This is a genomic window from Nocardioides malaquae, from assembly GCF_015070385.1.
Lineage (GTDB): Bacteria > Actinomycetota > Actinomycetes > Propionibacteriales > Nocardioidaceae > Nocardioides > Nocardioides malaquae.
Genome location: NZ_JADCSA010000011.1, coordinates 34725 through 51341 on the forward strand (window position 1 = coordinate 34725; position 16617 = coordinate 51341).

Sequence of the window (16617 nt, forward strand, 5' to 3'; positions counted from 1 at the left end):
GTCGACGGCGCTGCCCTCACGCGCAACGCCGTCGACGACCACCCATCCCACGTACGAGGAGTGCTGTGGACCCCGTCATCGACAACCTCGACCTCTTTTGGTCGGGCTTCCTGCGATCCTTGGGCATCTGCCTGTGGGGCATGGTTGGCTCGCTGGCCCTCGGCACGGTGATCGCGGCCTTCCGTGTCTCCCCCATCCCGGCGCTGCGCTGGTTCGGGACGGCCTGGGTGACGGTGATCCGCAACAGTCCCCTGACCGTGGTGCTCTTCATGTTCGCGTTCGGCTTCCCCGAGCTCGGCATCAACACCTCGTACTACGTCTTCGGCGTGAGCGGGCTGGTGATCTACACCAGCGCCTTCGTCTGCGAGGCGATCCGGGCGGGCATCAACTCCGTCCAGGTGGGCCAGGCCGAGGCCGCCCGGGCGATCGGCCTGACCTTCGGCCAGAACCTTCGACACATCATCCTGCCGCAGGCGCTGCGCTCCTCGGTCCCGCCGCTGGGCAGCGTCATCATCGCGATGTTCAAGAACTCCGCCCTCGTCGGTGCCTTCGGTGTCGGCGGCGACCTCTGGGAGGTGGGCAAGCGACTCTCCAGTGCGCAGGGCTATGACCAGTTCCCGGTGTTCATCGGGGTCGGCATCGGGTTCCTCTGCATCACCCTGCCGGCCGCTGCCCTGCTGTCCGTGCTGGAGCGAAAGGTGGCGATCGCTCGATGAGCAACGTCCTCTACGACGAGCCCGGCCCCCGCGCACGTCGCCGGTCCCTCATCGGGACCCTCGTCGCAATGGCGGTCTTCGCTGTCATCCTGTGGATGGCCTACCGAAGGCTCGACGAGCGGGGCCAGTTCGACTCCGAGCTGTGGTACCCCCTCATCAATCCCTCCGACGAGCAGTTCCCCGTGGTGTGGGAGCGCCTCGGCGAGGGCCTGTTGGCCACCCTGACGGCCGCCGCTCTGGCCATCGCCTTCTCCCTGATTCTCGGCACCCTGCTCGGCGTCGGCCGACTGATGCTCGGGCGCGTGGCCCGCATCCCCTTTGTCACCGCGATCGAGCTTCTCCGCGGGCTGCCGGTGATCGTGACCATCTTCTGCGTCTACGCGTTCAAGAACTACGCCGATCTGGACATCTCGTGGCTGCCGGGGGACGACGGCCTGTGGTACCTCGTCATCGGCCTCACCCTCTACAACTCGGTGATCATCGCCGAGATCCTGCGCGCGGGCGTCAACTCGCTGCCCCGCGGACAGGCCGAGGCCGGGCTGGCCATCGGGCTCACGTCGCGCCAGACGATGCGCGCCATCCAGCTGCCCCAGGCCTTCAGGACCATGTTGCCAGCGCTGATCAGCCAACTGGTGGTGATCCTCAAGGACACCTCGCTCGTCGCCGTGCTGGGGTTCTACATCGAGCTGCTGCGCCGCGGCAACCTGATCTCGCAGGTGCTCGACAACGCGATCCAGGTGCTCTTCGTGGTCGCGCTGATCTTCATCACGCTCAACTACGCGCTCTCCCGTCTCGCCACCTGGACCGAGCGACGGCTGAGCAGCTCGAGGACCGGGACCCCAGCCGCCAACACGGTCGACACCGGGCTCGCGGTCAACCAGGGCCGGCACTGAGGCGCTGCCATGACTGCCCACCACGTTGACCCACCGTCGTTGCCACCTCAGGACGCACGCCGCCGCGCTCGCCGGATGACCGGACCCGAGCGCCGTGAGCAGCTGATCGACATCGCACGCGGTCTCTTCGCCGAGCGCGGGTTCGAGGCCACGGCGGTCGAGGAGATCGCCTCGAAGGCCGGTGTCTCCAAGCCGGTCGTCTACGAGCACTTCGGGGGTAAGGAGGGGCTCTACGCCGTCGTCGTCGACCGCGAGGTCACGCGGCTGGTGAGCCACATGCGTACTGCGCTGACCCCGGCGGAGCCCCGGGCCCTGCTCGAGGCCGCCGCCATCGCGCTGCTCGACTACATCGAGGCGAGCCCGGACGCCTTCCGGATCGTCGTGCGCGACAGTCCGCCGGGCGCCTCCACGACGACCTTCCAGTCGATCATCGGCGACGTCGGCACCCGCGTCGAGGGCATCCTCGCCGACGCCTTCACCCAGCAGGGCCTCGACGTCGACCACGTGCCGATGTATGCGCAGATGCTGATCGGCATGACCGTCACCCTCGGGCAGTGGTGGCTCGACGAGCGGGAGCCCGACAAGCGCACGGTGGCGGCCCACCTGGTCAACCTGGCCTGGTACGGACTCTCCGGCATGCAGGCCCACCCGGAGCTGCGCACCCGCTGACCCCGCCGGCGTCGCGGACCCTCTCGACGTCAAGAATCTCGACGGTCCGCTACGCTGGCGTCCATGCGGGACGAAGTCGACGACCTGGTGGAGGCGTGGGCGCGCGAGCGCGCCGACCTCGACCTCACGCCCGTCGAAGTCTTCAGCCGCATCGGCCGCCTGGCACGCCACCTCGACCTGGCGCGCAAGGACGCCTTCGCCGCGAGCGACGTGGAGCCGTGGGAGTTCGACGTGCTGGCCGCCCTGCGCCGGGCGGGAGACCCCTACGAGCTCTCCCCCGGCCGCCTCCTGCGCGAGACGCTCGTGACCAGCGGGACGATGACCAACCGCGTCGACCGCCTCACCACCCGTGGCCTGGTGGAGCGCCTCCCCGACCCCAACGACCGCCGCGGGGTGCTCGTACGCCTGACTCCCGAGGGCAGGTCGAGGGTCGACGCCGCCTTCGAGGCGCTGCTCGACGCCGAGCGCGCCCTCATGCCCGATCTCGACGCCGCCGAGCGGGAACAGCTCGCGGCACTGCTGCGCCGCCTGCTCGAACCCTTCCGCTGACCTCCCCCTTATCGTTCTTCGTTGTTATCGTTCTTCGACAAGAGGCACGACGCCCACTCGACGACGGGGACCACCATGACTGACGCGACGCGGCTTGACCGGCTGCTCACCTTCGACCCGCGCGACTTCCAGGTCGCCCGGTTCGCCCTGGCCCTCAGCGCCCTCGCCGTCGCGCTGGTCACCGTGGCCCGTCCGCTGTGGCAGTGGCTGCGCGACGAGCCTCTGGAGGGTGGCATCACGGTGGATGCGGCCGCGACGCAGGTGGCTGCCCGCGAAGGTGCGGAGGTGGCGTGGTCCGGAGACGTGCTGGTGACGCTGGCCTCGCCCACGACCACCGACCGGCTCGCTGCGCTGGCGCCGGGGCTCGCGCTGAGCCTCACCGCCGCCCTGCTGGCCTGGCTGGGCATCCGACTGCTGACCGCCATCGCCTCCGGGGAACCGTTCACCCGGCGCTCCGTGAACGCCCTGCGCGGCATCGCCGCCACCCTGCTCGCGGCGATGCTGGTCGTGCCGGCCACCGACGCGGTGCTGCAGGCCCAGCTCGCCACCTCGGGCCTCGCGGACTCCAACGACGCCGTCTTCGTGCTCGAGCCCTTCCTGCTCCTGCTCGTGGGCACCGTCGCCCTGGTCGTCGCCTCCGTCGCCGAGGCGTTCGCCCGCGGCGCCCGGCTCGCCGACGACGTCGACGGGCTGGTGTGACGTGCCGGTCGAGGAACCCCACCGGGTGGTGTGCCGGCTCGACGAGCTGCTCGCTGACCGCGGCATGACGGTCACTGCCCTGGCCGAGGCGATCGGCGTCACCAACGTCAACCTCAGCGTCCTGAAGAACCAGCGCGCCAAGGCGATCCGCTTCACCACCCTGACCGCGATCTGCGACGTGCTGGAGTGCCAGCCCGGCGACCTCTTCGTCGTCGAGCGCGACTGAACCGGGTCTCCGGCCAGACGCTCAGCCCTCGGCGACCTCCGCGGCCTCGAGCCACTCCATCTCCAGCTCCTCGCGCTCGGCACCCAGCTCGGTGAGCTGCGCGCTGAGCGCGGACATCCGGTCGTAGTCCGACCCCGAGGCCAGCTCGGCCAGCTCGGCGTGGATCTTCTGCTCCGCGGCCGCCAGCTTCTCCATCTGCTTGTCGATGCGCGCCATCGTCTTGCGGGCCGCCCGCGCCTCCGCAGAGCCGGCTCCCCCGCTCGTCGTCTTCGCGACGTCATCGCCGGCGGACGCCCCGGCGGGCGGCGGCGGCGACGTCCCGCGGGTGGCGGGCGTGGTCGACAGGGCAGCGGGCTGGTGCAGCCCGGCCGCCCGGCGCTCGAGGTACTCGTCCACCCCGCGCGGCAGCATCGCGATCTGCCCGTCACCCATCAGGGCCCACACCGAGTCGGTCACCCGCTCGAGGAAGTAGCGGTCATGGGAGACGACGACGAGCGTGCCGGGCCAGGAGTCGAGGAAGTCCTCGAGCACGTTGAGGGTCTCGATGTCGAGGTCGTTGGTGGGCTCGTCGAGCAGCAGCACGTTGGGCTCCTCCAGCAGCAGCTTCAGCAGCTGGAAGCGGCGGCGTTCACCACCCGACAGGTCGCCGAGTCGGGCGGTGAGCCGGTCGCCGGTGAAGCCGAAGCGCTCCAGCAGCGACGTCGGCGTGAAGGTCTGGCCGTCGCTGGTGCGGATCTCGCGGCGGATCGAGTCGACCGTCTCGAGCACCCGGGCGCCCGCGTCGACCTCGTCGATCGCCTGGGTGAGGTGGGCGAGGGCGACCGTACGCCCGTGCTTGACCTTGCCGTGCTGCGGCTCGAGGCCGTGGGAGAGCAGGTGGAGCACGGAGGTCTTGCCGGCGCCGTTGACGCCGACGATGCCGATGCGGTCGCCGGGACCGATCCGCCAGGTGGCGCCCTTCAGCAGCACCTTCTCGCCGCGGGAGAGGTCGACGTCCTCGACGTCGATGACGTCCTTGCCCAGGCGTTGGGTGGCGAACTTCTGCAGCTCCATCCGGTCACGCGGCTCCGGCACGTCGGCGATCAGCTCGTTGGCCGCGTCGATGCGGAACTTCGGCTTGGATGTCCGGGCCGGGGCGCCGCGGCGCAGCCAGGCCAGCTCCTTGCGCACGAGGTTCTGCCGGCGCACCTCACTGGCGGCGGCCTGTCGCTGCCGCTCGGCCTTGGCCAGCACGAACGCCGCGTAGCCGCCCTCGTAGGAGTCGACCTTCCCGTCGTGCACCTCCCAGGTGGTCTGGCAGACCGCGTCGAGGAACCAGCGGTCGTGGGTGACCACGACCAGCGCCGACGACAGCGCGACCAGGTGGCCGGCCAGCCAGGCGACCGCCTCCACGTCGAGGTGGTTGGTGGGCTCGTCGAGCACGACCAGGTCGTGGGGCTCCAGCAGCAGCGCCGCCAACGCGCAACGACGCCGCTCGCCACCGGAGAGCCCGTCGACGACGCGGTCCAGGTCGATGCCGGCCAGCAGCTCGCGCACCACGCCCCGGGCAGCGGGGTCACCGGCCCACTCGTGGTCGGCCTTGCCCCGCAGCACGGCCTCCCGCACGGTGTGGGAGTCGTGGAGCTCGTCGCCCTGGTGGAGGTAGCCGATGTCGATGCCCCCGACGTGCGAGACGCGGCCGGTGTCGGGCTCCTCGAGACCGGTCATCACCTCGAGCAGCGTGGTCTTGCCACCCCCGTTGCGCCCGACGATGCCGACCCGCTCACCCACGTTGATGCCGAGCGAGACGTCGTCGAGCAGCGGCCTGATGCCGTACGCCTTGGAGACGCGCTCGAGGTTGAGGAGGTTGGCCATCGGGTTCGTTTCTCTCGGGTCGTGGCGCTCGGCGGGGTGGCTCAGCCGAGCAGGTGGGCGCCCGCGACGGGGCCGTGGGCGGTGAGCACGACGTCGCGGGTCGCCGACAGGGCGGTGGCGACGTCGCGGGCGGCCTCGGGCGACTCGCAGAGGAAGACGCAGGTCGGCCCGGAGCCCGACACCATGCCGCGCAGCGCGCCCTCGGCCTCGCCGCGGGCGATCAGCTCGCCCAGGTCGGGTCGCAGGTCGACCGCGGCCGCCTCGAGGTCGTTGCGCAGCGCCGCGGCCAGCGCCATCGGGTCGCCCGACGCCAAAGCCGTCAGCACGGGCTGCGCCGGGGCGGGGGTGGCGGGGGCGTCGGGGAAGAGGGTGTCCCAGTGCCGGTAGACCGCCGGGGTGGAGAGCCCACCCGTGTCGGGCACGACCACCCACGCCCAGGAGCCGTGGTCCTCCACCGCGGTGACCACCTCGCCGCGGCCGAGGCCGTGGGCGGTGCCGCCGACGAGGGCGAAGGGCACGTCGGAGCCCAGCTGCGCCGCGAGGTCGAGGAGCGCGTCGTCGGGCGTACGCAGGTCCCACAGGCGGTCGAGGGCGACCAGGGCCGCCGCGGCGTCGGCGGAGCCCCCGGCCATGCCGCCGGCGACCGGGATCGTCTTGTCGATCTCGACCCGCGCGGTCGGGCGACACCCCTCGTCGCACCGGGTCGCGCAGAGCAGCTCGGCGACCCGGTCGACGATGTTGTCGCCGGGTCCGGGGAGCGCGACGTCGCCGAGGTGGACAGCCGTGCGCGTGGTCACCGACCAGTCGTCGGCCCGACTCGCGGTCAGGTCGTCGTAGAGGCTGACGGCCTGGTAGACGGTGTCGAGGGGGTGGAAACCGTCGTCGCGTGGGGCGCCGACACCGAGGTGGAGGTTGATCTTCGCGGCGGACCGCACCCGGACCGCCCCCGGTCGCCCACCCGGGTCGGGCCTCACAGCAGCGCCTCGGTGATGCGGACGAAGTCGTCGAGCACCAGCGTCTCGCCGCGGGCCTGCGGGTCGACGCTGGCCGCGACAAGCGCCGCCTCGGCCCGCTCGCCGGAGCCGTCGACCAGCGACTTCAGGGTCGAGCGCAACGTCTTGCGGCGCTGGGCGAAGGCGGCGTCGACGACCGCGAAGACCTGCTCGCGGGTCGCGGTGGTGGCGGGCGGCTCGCGCCGGGTCCAGGCCACGAGGCCGGAGTCGACGTTGGGCGCCGGCCAGAAGACATTGCGCCCGATCGAGCCGGCGCGGCGGACGTCAGCGAACCAGGACGCCTTGATCGAGGGGATGCCGTAGACCTTCGAGCCGGGCGTCGCCGCGAGCCGGTCGGCCACCTCGGCCTGGACCATGACCAGGCCCCGCTCCAGCGACGGCAGCAGGGTGAGCATGTGCAGCAGCACCGGCACCGACACGTTGTAGGGCAGGTTGGCGACCAGGGCCGTGGGCGGTGGGCCCGGCACCTCGGTGATCCGCAGCGCGTCGCCCAGCACGACCTCGAACCGGTCGGCCTGACCGGGCGCGTAGGTCTCGATCGTCTCCGGGAGCAGGCCGGCCAGCAGCGGGTCGACCTCGACGGCGACGACGCGACGGGCCACCTCGAGCAGGGCCAGGGTCAGTGAGCCCAGGCCCGGGCCCACCTCGACGACGACGTCGTCGGCGGTGACGTGCGAGTCACGCACGATGCGGCGCACCGTGTTGGGGTCGATCACGAAGTTCTGGCCGCGCTGCTTGGTCGGCCGCAGGTCGAGGCGGGCGGCCAGCTGACGCACGTCGGCCGGCCCCAGCAGACGGGGGCCGGCCGATGCGTGGGTCATGCGCGCAAGGGTAGTTGTCGCCCCGAAAGGGGCCCAACTGGCGTCAGCGCAGGCCGAGCTTCGCCGAGCAGTGCGGCCACTGGCCCCACCCGGCACGGGCCTGCAGGATCTTGCCGCGCTTGATCTGCTCCTCGCGGGAGTGCTGGTGCGGCAGGCCGCTGCCGCCGACCGAGGCCCACGTGGCGGCGCTGAACTGCAGGCCGCCGTAGTAGCCGTTGCCGGTGTTGATGCTCCAGTTGCCACCGGACTCGCACTGGGCGAGGCGGTCCCAGACGGTGTTGCCGCCGGCGTAGTTGGCCGCCGGGACCTCGGGGGCCTTGGTGCCGACCTTCACGATCGCGTCCACGGCCTTGCGGCGCACGTCGGCGGAGACGACCTTGCGGGCGACCAGCTTGCCGTTCTCGTAGCGCAGCTCGTAGACCACGTCGCGCAGCCCGGTGCGGCCCTCGCGGACCACGGACTGCTCGCCCTCGGGCATCGAGGCGTCCTCGCGCTCGACGGTGGAGAAGTCGATCGCCTCGCCGTCGACGTCCTTGCGGACGATCTTGATGCGGGTCACGACGACCTTGTCGCCCGCCTTGATCCGCTTGCCGGGGCGGGGGGTGACCTTGTCGTGCTTGCCGACCTTCACACCCAGCTCGTCGAGCACGTCACCGACGGTGAGGGCCGCGACGTCGACCTTGCGGGTCTTGCCGGCACCCACCGCGACGCGGATCGCCTTGGGGGTGACGACCTCGAGCTCCATGCCGGAGCGGCGGATCGACGACGAGCGGCTGACCGAGAGGTCGGCGCCGGAGAAGCGACGTCCGATCTGGTCCAGCGCGCCGGCCACGTCGGTGGCGGTCACCCAGTGGGTGGACTCCTTGCCGTCGACGACCAGGTCCAGGGGGCGGGCGAAGGCGACGGTGATGGCGGAGCCGTCGGAGACCTCGCTGTCGAGGGCGGGCGCGACCTCGTCGCGCTCACCGACCTCGATGCCTTCGGCGGCGAGGACCTCCTCGACGGTGCCTCCCATCACGCTGACCTCGCTGGACTTCCCGTCCAGGGTGAGCGTGACCGACTTGCTGAGGGAGGCGTAGCCCAGGGTGGTGCCCGCGAGGGCGAGGGCGACGACTGCCGTGAGGGCGATGAGGAGCTTGCGGCTGTGCAGGACTGACTGGATGGACGGTGCGACTCGCACGGTTCTCCGAACGTGGTGGTTCCCGGGCCTCAGGGACCGGTGCGGACCGCCACCGAAGGGGAAGGTGTGGTGGTCTGCCGGGCTCGGCGCGGGGCCTGACGCGGCTGCACTGGTCGGGGTGGGGGGTTCCTGATCCCGGCCTTCAGCCCACGACGATAACCACAATGAGGAAGACGCCCAACTCGAACGCGTCAACTCGGCGGGCGACGTGACGAGCCTCTCGGCTCACCAGGCGCCACCGAAGGCGGTCGAGGTGTTGGCGTCGACGGCCGCGCAGAGCTCGCCCAGGTCCTCCTCGCGCACCTCGGCCATCGCCCTCATCGTGAGCGGCACCAGGTAGGAGGCGTTGGGCCGCCCTCGGTAGGGCACCGGCGTCAGGAACGGCGCGTCCGTCTCCACGAGGATCCGGTCCTGCGGGGTTGCCCGCAGCGCCGCTCGCAGGGGGTCGGCGTTCTTGAAGGTCACCGTGCCGGCGAAGGAGAGGTGCGCTCCCCGCTCGACGCAGGCACGGGCGAAGTCGGCGTCACCGGAGAAGCAGTGCATGACCCAACGCTGCGGGGCGCCCTCGGAGTCCAGCACCCGGAGCACGTCGTCGTGGGCGTCGCGGTCGTGGATGACCAGCGTCTTGTCGAGCCGCTTGGCGATGTCGACGTGGCGCCGGAAGCTCTCCTCCTGCGCCCGCAGACCCTCGGGGCCGGTGCGGAAGAAGTCGAGGCCGGTCTCCCCCACCGCCCGCACCCGGTCGTCGGCGGCGAGTCGCTCGATCTCCTCGAGCGCGGACTCCAGTTCGCCACGCTCCGCGAGCCGGGGCGCCTCGTTGGGGTGCAGCGCGACCCCGGCCACGATCGCGGGGTGCGAGCGAGCGCACTCCACCGCCCATCGCGCGCCGGGCAGGTCGCAGCCGATCTGCACGATCCGGGTCACCCCCACCGCGGCGGCGCGAGCCAGCGCCTCCTCGACCGAGATCCAGTCGCCGTCGGCGATGTCGAGGTGGCAGTGGTTGTCGACCACCGGGTGGGGCAGCGGCTCCGGAGCGGGCGGGCGACTCCGGTCACGGCGGGCACCGGTGGTCTCCTCGGTGGCGGCCCGCTCGCGGACGGGTCCGTCGGTCTGCGCGATCTTGGATGCGTTGCGGTCGTGGGCGGTCATCGGTCTCCTCGCACCCGGCTGACGACGGCCTCGGCCACCACGCCGGGGGCCTCCTCGGGGATCCAGTGGCTCACGCCCTCGAGCTCGACGTAGCGGTAGTCGGCCAGCACGAAGTCGCCGCACGCCTCGGCCGCGGCGCGCGAGATGGCGGTGTCGCCGGTGCTCCAGACGTACGTGGTGGGCACGCGCGACCGCGACGTCCACGACGGCCCGTCGCTGCGATCGCCGACCAACGCTCCCAGGCCGGGCACCATCTTCGGCAGCGCGGCCAGCGGGAGGCCGCGGTACCAGCCGAGGGCGTACGGCAGCGCGCCGTCGTCGACGATCTCGCGGTGGAAGCGGGCGACCTGCTCGTCGTCCATGCCGCTGCGACGCCACACCGGGTCGAGCAGGTCCGGGCGCGCCTTCGTGAGCCCCTCGACGAGGCCGGGCACGTTGAAGACGCCGAAGTAGGAGGAACGCAACGCCTGGCCACCGCGCAGCGCCGCGCGCTTCATCGCGCTGCCGTGAGGCACCGACAGCGCGGTCAGACCGGTGACGAGGTCGGGCCGCGAAGCCGCCACCCCCCACGCGACCGTGGCGCCCCAGTCGTGACCGACCAGGTGCACCGGGGTGCCGATGCGCTCGATCAGCGCGACCACGTCGGCCACGAGCGTCGGCACCCGATAGGCCCAGCGGCCGCGGGGCCGCGCACCCGGCGAGTAGCCCCGCTGGTCGGGCGCGTAGGTCCGGAGCCCTGCCTGGTGCAGCAGCGGCTCGACGAGGCGCCAGCAGGTGGCCCGTTGCGGGAACCCGTGGAGCAGCACCACCGGGTCACCGTCGGCCGGGCCTCCCTCGGTGACGTCGAACTCGAGCCCGTCGTGGGCGTAGGTCGTCCTCATCGGTGCACCACCTCGTAGACCTCTCGTTTCGGCACGCCGGCCAGCTTGGCGACGGCCAGGATCGCGTCCTTGCGACTCATCCCCTCAGACTCGTGGTCGGCGACGGCGGCGCGCAACGCCTCGGGGGTGTTCTCGACCGCTGCGGTCGCCTCCGCTCCCTGCACGACGACGGTGACCTCACCACGTACGCCCTCGCCCGCCCACGCCGCCAGCTCGCCGAGGCCGCCGCGCACGACCTCCTCGTGGGTCTTGGTGAGCTCACGGCAGACGGCCGCGGGACGCTCGTCGCCGAAAGCCTGCGCCATCGCCGCCAACGCCGCCTCGGTGCGGTGGGGGGCCTCGAAGAAGACCATCGTGCGCTCCTCCCCCGCCAGCGACGCGAGGCGGCGGCCCCGCTCGCCGGCCTTGCGCGGCAGGAAGCCCTCGAAGCAGAAGCGGTCGACGGGCAGACCGGAGACCGCCAGCGCGGTGAGCACGGCGCTCGGGCCGGGCACGGCCGTGACCCGCACGCCCGCCTCGACGGCAGCGGCCACCAACCGGTAGCCGGGGTCGGAGACGCTCGGCATGCCGGCGTCGGTCACCAGCACCACACGGTCGCCCGACAGCAGCGCCTCGAGCAGCTGGGGCGTACGTCCCTGCTCGTTGCCCTCGAAGTAGGAGAGCACCCGACCCGACAGCGTGATGCCCAGGTCGGTGGTGAGCCGCTTGAGTCGGCGGGTGTCCTCGGCCGCCACCACGTCGGCGCCGGCCAGCTCCTCGGCAAGGCGCGGCGGGGCGTCGTCGGGGCGACCGATCGGGGTCCCGGCCAGGACCAGCACACCGGCGGAGTTCGGGGGCGACGACGGCGTCTCAGACATGGCCCCATCCTGCCGTGCGCCACCGCACGGGATGACTACAGTGACCGATCGTGACCCCACCAGCGAAGAACGCGGCCCGCTCGGCGACGCCTGCGGAGGCCCGGACGCCGACGCCGCGTGGCGTGGCCCCGGCGCACGCGCGGACCCGCTGGGGCCTCGAGCACCCGCTCGTCGCGTGGGGCGCAGCGGTGGCGATGGCGCTCTTCGCCCTGGCGGTGCGGCTGGTGCGTCTGGGCGAGCCGAACTCCTTCGCCTTCGACGAGACCTACTACGCCAAGCACGGCTGGTCGCTGCTGCACCACGGCTACGTACGCAGCTATGCCGAGGGGGCCGACGAGGCGATCCTCGGCGGCGACGCCACGTCGAGCTGGCTGGACAACCCCGAGATGGTGGTCCACCCCGAGGTCGGCAAGTGGATGATCGCCCTGGGTGAGTGGGCCTTCGGCATGGACCCCACCGGCTGGCGGGTGGCCTCGGTGGTCGCCGGCTCGCTGATGGTGCTGGTGATGTGCCGCCTGGCGGCGCGGCTCACCGGCTCGGTCTTCCTCGGCCTGGTGGCGGGCTTCCTGCTCTCCCTCGACGGGCTCCACCTGGTGCTCTCGCGCCTGGCGCTGCTCGACATCTTCCTGGCGCTCTTCATGCTGCTGGGCGTGCACTGCGTGATCGCCGACCGGCAGTGGTTCACCGCCCGCATGCGCGCGGCGGCCGACACGGCCGTCGGCGGATGGGGTCCGCTGCTGCTCGGGCGGCCGTGGCTGGTCGCGGCCGGTCTCTGGTTCGGCCTGGCCGCGGGCACCAAGTGGACCGCGCTCTATCCCCTGGCCGCCTTCGGCGTGTGGCTGTGGCTCTCCAACGCCGCCGCGCGGCGAGCCCTGCGCGTGCCGTGGGCCTGGGCGAAGTCGGTGGTCGTCGACGGGATCCCCGCCTTCGTGCAGCTCGTCGGCGTCGCCTTCGTCGTCTACGTGCTGTCCTGGACCGGCTGGATGCTCAACGCCGAGGAGTACGAGGAGCACCTGTCCGACACCCAGTACACCCGCTTCGACGGCGGCGAGAAGTGGGCCAGCGCCGTCGAGCCCGACGCGGCCTGCGACGGCGTCGGCGACGCCTTCACGTCCTTCTGCGCGCCCAAGGAGACGTGGCAGACGTTCCGGTCGCTGGGCTCCTACCACCGCGACGCCTGGAACTTCCACACCCAGTTCCTCAACGACTCCACCCACACCTACGCCTCGAAACCGGCGGGCTGGTTGCTGATGAACCGCCCGGTGGGCGTCGCCGCCGACCTCGACATCCAGCCCGGCGACCAGGGCTGCGAGGCCGCGGCGGGCTCGACCTGCCTGCGCCAGGTGCTGCTGCTGGGCAACCCGATCCTGTGGTGGGCCGGCTGCGCGGCGCTGGTGGCGTCGTTGGTGCTGTGGATCGGCCGTCGCGACTGGCGCTACGGGGTGGCGGTGGTCGGTGTCGCCTCGACCTGGCTGCCGTGGCTGCGCTACGACGACCGCACGATCTTCCTCTTCTACGCCATCGCCATCCTGCCCTTCGTGGTGCTGGCGTTGACGATGGTCATCGGGACGCTGCTCGGACCGGACCGACGCCCCTCACGGCGACGGACGTGGGGTGCCGCGGTTTCAGGCGTCTTCGTGGCCGCCGTGGTGCTGGCCTTCGGGTGGTTCTGGCCGGTGTGGACCGACCAGCTGATCACGCACCCGGAGTGGCTGTCGCGGATGTGGTTGAAGTCCTGGATCTGAGCGCCGCCGCGCCGGGTGCCGGGGCCGTCTCGTCGTGCCCGTCTGCCCCGGCTGCCCCGGCTACCTCCACCAGGCCGCGCACGATCAACCACTGGGCCGCCAGGTAGGTCGACATCACCCAGAATCCGTGGGCGGGCAGCTCGAGGCCGGCCCCTCGCAGGCCGATGAGGGAGTCGGAGGCGACGAAGAGGGCTGCGCCGGTCGCGGTCGCCGGCGAGATGCGGTGGGCCAGGAAGGCCATCGTGCCGAGCGCCAACCCGTAGCCCGAGACCGCGAAGAGGAACGGGTTGACCCCGCCGGTGGCGGCGAAGAAGCCGGCGAGCGCGAGCCACCACACCGCGTAGGGCGCGAGCAGGCCGGGGCGCGAGGACGTACGCGACGCATCCCCCGCCGCGACGAAGGTGGCGGCGTAGGCCACCTGCGCGATGCCGAAGAGGCCGACGCCGGCGAGGAAGAGGTCGGGGCTGATCAGCGCCAGGTCACCGAACCAGCTGAAGGTCACCGCCACGGCCGCCCACGGCCACCACCCGGGCGCGCTGCGGTCGACGCGGCCGGAGTGGCCGGAGTGGCGCAGTCCGTCGGCGAGCACCAGCGCGAGGGCGGGCATCAACAACGTCTTGGTCACCGGGGCCACCACGCCGGCCCCGGGCACACCCGCGGCGAGCACGAGCTGTGCGGCCAGGTGCACCCCGGTGACGCCCCAGAAGGGCACAGCGGTGCGGGCACGTACGCCCTTGACGCGCGCCAGGTGGGCCAGCCGGGACAGGACGGTGCGTCCGGATCTCACTCGCATGGCGCACAGCCTGCCCCACAGGCCGTCAGGCGTCGAGCCGATCGAAGAACGGACCGAGCACGGTCTCGACCTCGGTCATCACCTCGGCGACACCCCGCCCGCCCTCGACCTGCTTGGAGGCGGTCCACACGACTGACTGCACCATCTCGGCCACGCGCTCGCTGCCGCCGAGGGCGTCGACCACGGGGCGTACGACCGTGTCGTGCAGCTCCTTGCCGGCGCTGGTGACGCGGTCGCGCGCGTGCACCGACAGGCCGGCCACGACCGCGTGCTCCCCCTCGGCCACCAACTCGAGACTCACCCGGCAGTAGGCGCGGGCCTTCTCCCCGCGGGTCGCGGTGGCGTCCATCGCCGCCCGCAGTCGTGCCTGCCACTGGGGGAACACGTCGGAGATGACCGCGTCCATCAGGGCCTCTCGCGACGAGAAGTACTGGTAGAGGCTGGAGCGCGCCAACCCGGCCCGCCGACCCACCTGGGCCAGCGTCGGCGCCGCGCCGGCGGGGTCGCGGCTGGCCTCGGCCAGCAGCTCACGAGCGGCGTCGAGGATCGCTCGCCGTTGCTGGGCGCGGTGCTCAGCCAGGGTCTCGGCGTTGATGCGGGGCACGGCTCAGACCTTAGGGCTCAGACGCCCGTCCACCATCTCGTAGACCCGATCGCAGTGGCGGATCACGTCGTGGTCGTGGGTGACCATCACGGTGGCGACGCCGTGCTCCCGCGTCTCGGCGGCCAGCAGCTCGACCACCTCCTGGGAGCGCTTGCGGTCGAGTGCCGCGGTCGGCTCGTCGACCAGCAGCACCTGGGGTCGCACCATCAGCGCCCGGGCGATGCCGATGCGCTGCCGCTCACCACCGGAGAGCTGGTGCGGACGCCTGTCGGCCTTGTGCTCCATGCCGACCTGCTTGAGCAGGTCGAGCGGGTCGCGGGCGTCGGGGTACTTCCCGAAGGTCGTCGGCAGCCTGAGCTGGTCGAGCGCGGTCAGCGCCGGCACCAGGTTGGAGGACTGGAAGACGAAGCCGACGTGCTCGCGGCGGAGCTTCGAGAGCTCCTTGTTCTTCTTGCCGACCAGCTCGACGTCGCCGATCTTCACCGAGCCCAAGGTGGGGGTGGTGAGTCCTCCGGCGACCGCCAGCAGCGACGACTTGCCCGAGCCGGACGGCCCGAGGACGGCGACGAACTCGCCGGGGGCCACGGTCAGGGACACGTGGTCGAGCGCGGTGACGGTGTCCTCGCCGTCGCCATGGACGAGCGAGACGTCGGTGATCTGCAGGCCGGTCATCGGGAGGCTCCCAGGGCGGTGAGGGGGTCGACCTTGGCGATGCGGACGATGGCGACCGCGGCACCGGCGAGACCCAGGACGATCAGCAGGACGGCAGCCAGGACGATCGGTCCGGCGACCAAGGCGAACGGCATGGCGGTGCCCTGCAGGGCGGCACCCATCGCGACACCGAGTCCGATCCCGACACCGACGGAGCCGAGGAGCAGCAGCAACGCCTGACCGAGACCGTCTCGCAGCAGGTAGCCGGTGGAGGCACCCATCGCCCGCATCACGGCGATCTCGGGCTTGCGCTGGATCGTCAGGACGGTGAAGAACGCCCCGGCGACCATGGCGCAGATGGCGTACAGGAAGACCTGGATCATCTGCAACGTCATCGTCTCGGCGGTGTAGCCGGGCGAGGCGCCGTAGGAGTCCTTCTTGGTCATCGTGGTCGTGCCGACGGCCGCGTCGCCCGCCTCGAGCGCCTCGGCGGTCGGCGTCTCCTCGTGGGCGAGCGCGATCGAGGTGACCTGGCCGACGCGGACGGCGGGCAGCTCCTCGCCCTCGCTGGTGCCGGCGTTGGCCCGCTGCCAGGTGGCGAGGTCGACGTAGGCCATGTCGACGTGGCCGAAGGTGTGCTGGCCGTCGAGGAAGCCGACGACGTCGAGCTCGATGCCGGAGCCCTCGAGGGTCACGACGTCGCCCAGGGCGAGGCCGTCGTCCTTCGCGTGCTCGGAGACGACGATGCCCCTCTCGGCGCCCAGGCCCTCACCCTCGGCGGCCTCGGGCTCGACGAACGTGCCGGGCTCGACACCGATGAGGGTGAGGTCGACCTGCTTGCCGTCCTGGTTGGCGCCGTTGACCAGGGAGAGGCCGAAGGGCGCGGCGTCGGCGACGCCGGGCTGGGCGGCCCACTCGTCGGCCTTCTCGACCGGCACGGAGGAACGAGTGAAGGCCGAGTCCTTCTGGACGTCCTCCTGGAAGGCAAAGGCGCTCACCGGCGAAGCCTGGAGCCCGGAGACACCGTCCCTGACGAGACCCTGGGACAGGCCGCTGAGCAGCACCATCAGGATCGCGATCAGGACGATGACCGCGCCCATCAGGCCGAAGCGGGCCTTCGCGAATCGGAGCTCACGCAGAGCCAGGAACATGGGGTCACCTACCACTTGACGACACGACGTCGGGAAGTTTACGGACGCCATGTCGGGAAGCCCAACGCCAGGTGCACATCGCGTGTCCGGAGTGAGGCGACTCACTTCCTGCTGTGGACACCACCCCGTGCGTGACGCAGGATGCCAAGGACATCACCCCTGCTTT

The 16617-nt window shown here is 71.8% G+C and carries 18 protein-coding genes; 7 read left to right on the forward strand and 11 right to left on the reverse strand.

Going from position 1 to position 16617, the window contains the following annotated elements; translation table 11 throughout:
- The first annotated feature begins 65 nt into the window (after positions 1–65).
- The 6 genes from IEQ44_RS11660 (at position 66) to IEQ44_RS11685 (ending at position 3752) form a co-directional block, all read left to right on the forward strand.
- Positions 66–716 carry an amino acid ABC transporter permease gene (locus IEQ44_RS11660; protein WP_193638643.1) on the forward strand — a complete coding sequence of 217 codons (651 nt, stop codon included), beginning with the start codon at positions 66–68 and terminating at the stop codon, positions 714–716.
- Entirely contained in the window at positions 713–1609 is an 897-nt protein-coding gene (locus IEQ44_RS11665; protein ID WP_193638644.1) for an amino acid ABC transporter permease, read from the forward strand. The genes IEQ44_RS11660 and IEQ44_RS11665 overlap by 4 nt, the downstream gene beginning before the upstream one ends.
- A 9-nt stretch (positions 1610–1618) precedes the next feature.
- Positions 1619–2278 carry a TetR/AcrR family transcriptional regulator gene (locus IEQ44_RS11670; RefSeq protein ID WP_193638645.1) on the forward strand — a complete coding sequence of 220 codons (660 nt, stop codon included), beginning with the start codon at positions 1619–1621 and terminating at the stop codon, positions 2276–2278.
- 63 nt (positions 2279–2341) lie between these two features.
- A complete protein-coding gene (locus IEQ44_RS11675; RefSeq protein ID WP_193638646.1) occupies positions 2342–2827 on the forward strand; it encodes a MarR family winged helix-turn-helix transcriptional regulator in 486 nt (161 codons plus the stop codon).
- A gap of 75 nt (positions 2828–2902) precedes the next feature.
- A complete protein-coding gene (locus tag IEQ44_RS11680) occupies positions 2903–3526 on the forward strand; it encodes a DUF2975 domain-containing protein (RefSeq protein WP_193638647.1) in 624 nt (207 codons plus the stop codon).
- 1 nt (position 3527) lies between these two features.
- Complete coding sequence (locus tag IEQ44_RS11685; RefSeq protein ID WP_193638648.1) at positions 3528–3752, forward strand: helix-turn-helix domain-containing protein; 225 nt, start codon at positions 3528–3530, stop codon at positions 3750–3752.
- 21 nt (positions 3753–3773) lie between these two features.
- On the opposite strand, the gene IEQ44_RS11690 is transcribed toward IEQ44_RS11685, so the two are convergent.
- From IEQ44_RS11690 to rsmI, 7 genes are all read right to left on the reverse strand, one after another.
- Positions 3774–5606 (reverse strand): ABC-F family ATP-binding cassette domain-containing protein, encoded by a 1833-nt coding sequence (locus IEQ44_RS11690; RefSeq protein WP_193638649.1) that lies wholly within the window; start codon positions 5604–5606, stop codon positions 3774–3776.
- A gap of 41 nt (positions 5607–5647) precedes the next feature.
- A complete protein-coding gene (locus tag IEQ44_RS11695) occupies positions 5648–6580 on the reverse strand; it encodes a 4-(cytidine 5'-diphospho)-2-C-methyl-D-erythritol kinase (RefSeq protein WP_319804636.1) in 933 nt (310 codons plus the stop codon).
- Positions 6577–7440 carry a 16S rRNA (adenine(1518)-N(6)/adenine(1519)-N(6))-dimethyltransferase RsmA gene (gene rsmA, locus IEQ44_RS11700; RefSeq protein WP_193638650.1) on the reverse strand — a complete coding sequence of 288 codons (864 nt, stop codon included), beginning with the start codon at positions 7438–7440 and terminating at the stop codon, positions 6577–6579. Before rsmA ends, IEQ44_RS11695 begins: the two co-directional genes overlap by 4 nt.
- Before the next feature lie 43 nt (positions 7441–7483).
- Positions 7484–8620 carry a resuscitation-promoting factor gene (locus tag IEQ44_RS11705; protein ID WP_193638651.1) on the reverse strand — a complete coding sequence of 379 codons (1137 nt, stop codon included), beginning with the start codon at positions 8618–8620 and terminating at the stop codon, positions 7484–7486.
- 225 nt (positions 8621–8845) lie between these two features.
- Positions 8846–9769 (reverse strand): TatD family hydrolase, encoded by a 924-nt coding sequence (locus IEQ44_RS11710; RefSeq protein ID WP_193638652.1) that lies wholly within the window; start codon positions 9767–9769, stop codon positions 8846–8848.
- Positions 9766–10650, reverse strand: a complete 885-nt coding sequence (locus IEQ44_RS11715) for an alpha/beta fold hydrolase (RefSeq protein WP_193638653.1) — start codon at positions 10648–10650, stop codon at positions 9766–9768. Before IEQ44_RS11715 ends, IEQ44_RS11710 begins: the two co-directional genes overlap by 4 nt.
- Entirely contained in the window at positions 10647–11507 is an 861-nt protein-coding gene (gene rsmI, locus IEQ44_RS11720; RefSeq protein ID WP_193638654.1) for a 16S rRNA (cytidine(1402)-2'-O)-methyltransferase, read from the reverse strand. The genes IEQ44_RS11715 and rsmI overlap by 4 nt, the downstream gene beginning before the upstream one ends.
- Before the next feature lie 50 nt (positions 11508–11557).
- Here rsmI and IEQ44_RS11725 point away from each other — a divergent pair, with 50 nt between their 5' ends.
- Entirely contained in the window at positions 11558–13252 is a 1695-nt protein-coding gene (locus IEQ44_RS11725; protein WP_319804637.1) for a dolichyl-phosphate-mannose--protein mannosyltransferase, read from the forward strand.
- Here the strand turns inward: IEQ44_RS11725 and IEQ44_RS11730 are convergent.
- The 4 genes from IEQ44_RS11730 to IEQ44_RS11745 are packed head-to-tail and all read right to left on the reverse strand — an operon-like array spanning position 13203 to position 16451.
- Positions 13203–14045: a lysoplasmalogenase gene (locus IEQ44_RS11730; RefSeq protein WP_193638655.1), complete on the reverse strand. Its 843-nt coding sequence runs from the start codon at positions 14043–14045 to the stop codon at positions 13203–13205. The two genes, IEQ44_RS11725 and IEQ44_RS11730, sit on opposite strands and share 50 nt — an antisense overlap.
- A 25-nt stretch (positions 14046–14070) precedes the next feature.
- Positions 14071–14649, reverse strand: coding sequence for a TetR/AcrR family transcriptional regulator (locus IEQ44_RS11735; protein ID WP_193638656.1), 579 nt, complete (start codon positions 14647–14649; stop codon positions 14071–14073).
- Between the two features lie 3 nt (positions 14650–14652).
- Entirely contained in the window at positions 14653–15321 is a 669-nt protein-coding gene (locus IEQ44_RS11740) for an ABC transporter ATP-binding protein (protein WP_193638657.1), read from the reverse strand.
- Positions 15318–16451 carry an ABC transporter permease gene (locus tag IEQ44_RS11745; protein WP_193638658.1) on the reverse strand — a complete coding sequence of 378 codons (1134 nt, stop codon included), beginning with the start codon at positions 16449–16451 and terminating at the stop codon, positions 15318–15320. The genes IEQ44_RS11740 and IEQ44_RS11745 overlap by 4 nt, the downstream gene beginning before the upstream one ends.
- Between the last annotated feature and the right edge of the window lie 166 nt (positions 16452–16617).

Excerpts from the sequence above, each read along its gene's own strand:
- IEQ44_RS11665 (WP_193638644.1), top strand. The coding sequence starts at position 713 with ATGAGCAACGTCCTCTACGACGAGCCCGGCCCCCGCGCACGTCGCCGG.
- IEQ44_RS11670 (WP_193638645.1), top strand. The coding sequence starts at position 1,619 with ATGACTGCCCACCACGTTGACCCACCGTCGTTGCCACCTCAGGACGCA.
- IEQ44_RS11675 (WP_193638646.1), top strand. The coding sequence starts at position 2,342 with ATGCGGGACGAAGTCGACGACCTGGTGGAGGCGTGGGCGCGCGAGCGC.
- IEQ44_RS11680 (WP_193638647.1), top strand. The coding sequence starts at position 2,903 with ATGACTGACGCGACGCGGCTTGACCGGCTGCTCACCTTCGACCCGCGC.
- IEQ44_RS11690 (WP_193638649.1), bottom strand. The coding sequence starts at position 5,606 with ATGGCCAACCTCCTCAACCTCGAGCGCGTCTCCAAGGCGTACGGCATC.
- rsmA (WP_193638650.1), bottom strand. The coding sequence starts at position 7,440 with ATGACCCACGCATCGGCCGGCCCCCGTCTGCTGGGGCCGGCCGACGTG.
- IEQ44_RS11710 (WP_193638652.1), bottom strand. The coding sequence starts at position 9,769 with ATGACCGCCCACGACCGCAACGCATCCAAGATCGCGCAGACCGACGGA.
- IEQ44_RS11715 (WP_193638653.1), bottom strand. The coding sequence starts at position 10,650 with ATGAGGACGACCTACGCCCACGACGGGCTCGAGTTCGACGTCACCGAG.
- rsmI (WP_193638654.1), bottom strand. The coding sequence starts at position 11,507 with ATGTCTGAGACGCCGTCGTCGCCCCCGAACTCCGCCGGTGTGCTGGTC.
- IEQ44_RS11730 (WP_193638655.1), bottom strand. The coding sequence starts at position 14,045 with ATGCGAGTGAGATCCGGACGCACCGTCCTGTCCCGGCTGGCCCACCTG.
- IEQ44_RS11740 (WP_193638657.1), bottom strand. The coding sequence starts at position 15,321 with ATGACCGGCCTGCAGATCACCGACGTCTCGCTCGTCCATGGCGACGGC.
- IEQ44_RS11745 (WP_193638658.1), bottom strand. The coding sequence starts at position 16,451 with ATGTTCCTGGCTCTGCGTGAGCTCCGATTCGCGAAGGCCCGCTTCGGC.